The sequence below is a fragment of the Pseudomonas quercus genome (genome assembly GCF_012033695.1).
Classification (GTDB): domain Bacteria; phylum Pseudomonadota; class Gammaproteobacteria; order Pseudomonadales; family Pseudomonadaceae; genus Aquipseudomonas; species Aquipseudomonas quercus.
In genome coordinates this window covers 1-4,203 of the sequence record NZ_JAAVJI010000034.1, presented here as the reverse complement: position 1 = coordinate 4,203, position 4,203 = coordinate 1, and the positions used below count along the sequence as shown (strand labels likewise).

Genomic DNA, 4,203 nt, shown 5'->3' with positions numbered 1-4,203 from the left:
GCCTTGCAGGCGCTGCTGGACAAGGGCCCGGCCCTGCGCAACGCCGGCTTCAGCAACGACAACCTGGTCAAGGTCGCCGCCAACGGGGGCGGTGCGCAAGCCTTGCAGGCGCTGCTGGACAAGGGCCCGGCCCTGCGTCAGGCAGGTTTCAGCAACGACAACCTGGTCAAGGTCGCGGCCAATATAGGCGGTGCGCAGGCCTTGCAGGCGCTGCTGGACAAGGGCCCGGCCCTGCGTCAGGCAGGCTTTGGCAACGACAACCTGGTCAAGGTCGCCGCCAACAACGGGGGTCAGCAGGCCTTGCAGGCGCTGCTGGACAGGGGCCCGGCCCTGCGTCAGGCCGGCTTCAGCAACGACAACCTTGTCAAGGTCGCGGCCAACGGGGGCGGTGCGCAGGCCTTGCAGGCGCTGCTGGACAAGGGCCCGGCCCTGCGTCAGGCAGGCTTTGGCCCCGACAACCTGGTCAAGGTCGCCGCCCACAACGGGGGTCAGCAGGCCTTGCAGGCGCTGCTGGACAAGGGCCCGGCCCTGCGTCAGGCAGGCTTTGGCAACGACAACCTGGTCAAGGTCGCGGCCAACGGGGGCGGTGCGCAGGCCTTGCAGGCGCTGCTGGACAAGGGCCCGGCCCTGCGTCAGGCAGGCTTTGGCCCCGACAACTTGGTCAAGGTCGCCGCCCATGATGGCGGCGCCCAGGCCTTGCAGGCGCTGCTGGACAAGGGCCCGGCCCTGCGTCAGGCAGGCTTTGGCAATGACAACCTGGTCAAGGTCGCCGCCCATGATGGCGGCGCCCAGGCCTTGCAGGCGTTGCTGGACAGGGGCCCGGCCCTGCGTCAGGCAGGCTTTGGCCCCGATAACCTGGTCAAGGTCGCCGCCCATGATGGCAGCGCCCAGGCCTTGCAGGCGCTGCTGGACAAGGGCCCGGCCCTGCGTCAGGCAGGCTTTGGCAACGACAACCTAGTCAAGGTCGCCGCCAACAACGGGGGTCAGCACGCCTTGCAGGCGCTGCTGGACAAGGGCCCGGCCCTGCGTCAGGCCGGCTTCAGTAACGACAACCTGGTGAGGATTGGCGGCAACGGCGGTGCTAAGAAAACGCTGGACACGCTATTGCAGGTCTATCTGCAACTGACCCAGGGCGGCGTTTCCCACGATGAGATACTGGCCTTGGCGACTAAACAGCGGGGGGCTTCCGGCGCGCTTCAAAGCAAGCTCGGCGAACTGACGGCGGCCGGTCGTTGAGGGCGAGATGATAGGGTTTTGTCCGTCTCAACGCTGTCGGTGACATAACTTGGCATGCCTACCAGCTTCAAACCCCGCCCTCTCAAAAACCTGTTCACGGCCAACGGCTGCTGGGGGGATGCTTGAGGCCAGGAGCGTGCGTGAAGTCGAAGTGGAGTTGGTGAGCAAAATGCTGGCTTGTGGTACTTCGATCCTGGGCGTAAAGCAGTACACCTGCGCCGGTGACCGCTGTCCCCACGTCAAATACCTGTACCTGGGGTCGCTTCAGAAAACGGAAAATAAAGCACGTTAAGCCGATGGCAGCGGCCGCAATGGCCTAAATTTGCCCGTGCCGAGCTTGATGTGTAGGAATTTCAAAAATTTCTACACATCAAGAGGATGCTCCAGGTAAGAGCGTTACGGCACGATTGGCCTGGGCGAGTCAGAGACCGGATAGTGAATTTAACTAGATTCAGCGTAACACGCTGATCGAGAAGTGGTTTTTAGCCCTAAACCTGCACTGCGAACGCACCTTCCCCACATCACGGTTTCACGTACCTCATCCGCGCAATGGCATAGGCATGAGCTATCAGCCCCTTCACCGTCAGCCCGCTGATCGCTGCCGTGTACACCATCTTCGCCCCGCACAGCACGCAGCTGAATGGATCAACGTTTAAAAACGCTTTGGCCATCTGCGCAAAATACAGCGTTGGCATTGGTCCTGGTTTCGTCATCTTCAGCGCTTCATACACCTTCGGTAGGTACTGGCCGCAGACCCGGTTGGCCAAAAATCCAAAATACCGGATCATTCGGGAATGCTTTTCCGGAATATGCTGCACCACCCGGCGCAGCATGTCGGCCTGGCTCACCGATTCCTGCTCATAGGTCTGCGTGCGGTTATCCAGGTAGGTGAAGCTCAACGAGGGCCCGGACGTGTAATGCGCCAGGCGACTACCAGAAATCGGCGGTTTCTTCAGGTAGCGGCCCAGGTAATTCACGGTCTTGCGCCCGTTTTCCGTCTTCTTCGACAAATAGATGTGCCAGTGCTGGCCACCCGCATTAAGCACCAGGTTTCGCCAGTCGCTTTCATGGGTGATATGAGCCAGCTCCGGAGGCATCGTAAGCTGGCCCCAGTGCTCCAATAGATGGTTGCGCACATTCCACATCCAACGACGACGCATTGCCTTTTCGTGAAACGCGATATTTTTCCAGACGTCCTGCTCATCCACACCGCCCAGCTGTGGCCGAAAGGTGTACGTGAGGATGCCAGTTGAGCCGTCGACCATACGTATGGATCGCACCAAACAGACCAATGCGCAGACCCCGCCGTTTTCCCGCATACAGCAGGTTGTCTGCGGCCAGCCGACACAATGCATCGAGCAAACCACGGTTATGAAAGAACACCAGCCACAGCGTATCGGGCAGTAGGCATGCCGAGTTATGTCACCGACAGCATTGAGGCGGACAAAACCCTATCATCTCGCCCTCAACGACCGGCCGCCGTCAGTTCGCTGAGCTTGCTTTGGAGCGCGCCGGAAGCCCCCCGATGTTTAGTCGCCAAGGTCAGTATCCCATCTTGGGAAACGCCGCCCTGGGTCAGTTGCGGATAGACCTGCAATAGCGTGTCCAGCGTTTTCTTAGCACCGCCGTTGCCGCCAATCCTCACCAGGTTGTCGTTACTGAAGCCGGCCTGACGCAGGGCCGGGCCCTTGTCCAGCAGCGCCTGCAAGGCCTGCGCACCGCCTATATTGGCAGCGACCTTGACCAGGTTGTCGTTGCTGAAGCCGGCGTTGCGCAGGGCCGGGCCCTTGTCCAACAGCGCCTGCAAGGCCTGGGCGCCGCCATCATGGGCGGCGACCTTGACCAGGTTGTCGTTGCTGAAGCCGGCGTTGCGCAGGGCCGGGCCCTTGTCCAGCAGCGCCTGCAAGGCCTGCTGACCCCCGTTGTTGGCGGCGACCTTGACCAGGTTGTCGTTGCCAAAGCCTGCCTGACGCAGGGCCGGGCCCTTGTCCAGCAGCGCCTGCAAGGCCTGCGCACCGCCTATATTGGCAGCGACCTTGACCAGGTTGTCGTTGCTGAAGCCGGCCTGACGCAGGGCCGGGCCCTTGTCCAGCAACGCCTGCAAGGCCTGGGCGCCGCCATCATGGGCGGCGACCTTGACCAGGTTGTCGGGGCTGAAGCCGGCCTGACGCAGGGTCGGGCCCTTGTCCAGCAGCGCCTGCAAGGCCTGCGCACCGCCCCCGTTGGCCGCGACCTTGACCAGATTGTCGGGGCCAAAGCCAGCCTGACGCAGGGCCGGGCCCTTGTCCAGCAGCGCCTGCAAGGCCTGGGCGCCGCCATCATGGGCGGCGACCTTGACCAGGTTGTCGGGGCCAAAGCCTGCCTGACGCAGGGCCGGGCCCTTGTCCAGCAGCGCCTGCAAGGCCTGCTGACCCCCGTTGTTGGCGGCGACCTTGACCAGGTTGTCGGGGCCAAAGCCTGCCTGACGCAGGGCCGGGCTCTTGTCCAGCAGCGCCTGCAAGGCCTGGGCGCCGCCAACATAGGCGGCGACCTTGATCAGGTTGTCGGGGCTGAAACCAGCCTGACGCAGGGCCGGGCCCTTGTCCAGCAGCGCCTGCAAGGCCTGCGCACCGCCTATATTGGCCGCGACCTTGACCAGGTTGTCGTTGCTGAAACCTGCCTGACGCAGGGCCGGGCCCTTGTCCAGCAGCGCCTGCAAGGCTTGCGCACCGCCCCCGTTGGCGGCGACCTTGACCAGGTTGTCGTTGCTGAAGCCGGCGTTGCGCAGGGCCGGGCCCTTGTCCAGCAGCGCCTGCAAGGCCTGCTGACCGCCGTGATTGGCAGCAATCTTGATGACTTGCTCACGGCTCCCCAATGCATTTTGAAGCCTGTCGAGATGCTGTAGCACATAGTTCAGGGTGGCGTTGCCAGCGGCTTTCTGGATTTTGTTACGGTCAGCGGCGCTCAATGCTTGAGACGAAGTGTTTG

Annotated in this window: 4 pseudogenes; 2 read left to right on the top strand and 2 right to left on the bottom strand. The window is 62.8% G+C overall.

The features are described from left to right. A pseudogene (locus tag HBH25_RS22805) lies at positions 1–1,236 on the top strand (hypothetical protein); the annotation flags it as partial. A 54-nt stretch (positions 1,237–1,290) separates the two neighbouring features. Further along, positions 1,291–1,486 (top strand): annotated as a pseudogene (locus HBH25_RS22800) (IS91 family transposase); the annotation flags it as partial. A 271-nt stretch (positions 1,487–1,757) separates the two neighbouring features. Here the strand turns inward: HBH25_RS22800 and HBH25_RS22795 are convergent. Then, a pseudogene (locus tag HBH25_RS22795) lies at positions 1,758–2,640 on the bottom strand (IS91 family transposase); the annotation flags it as partial. Positions 2,641–2,701: 61 nt separating this feature from the next. Further along, positions 2,702–4,203, bottom strand: a pseudogene (locus HBH25_RS22790) (hypothetical protein); the annotation flags it as partial.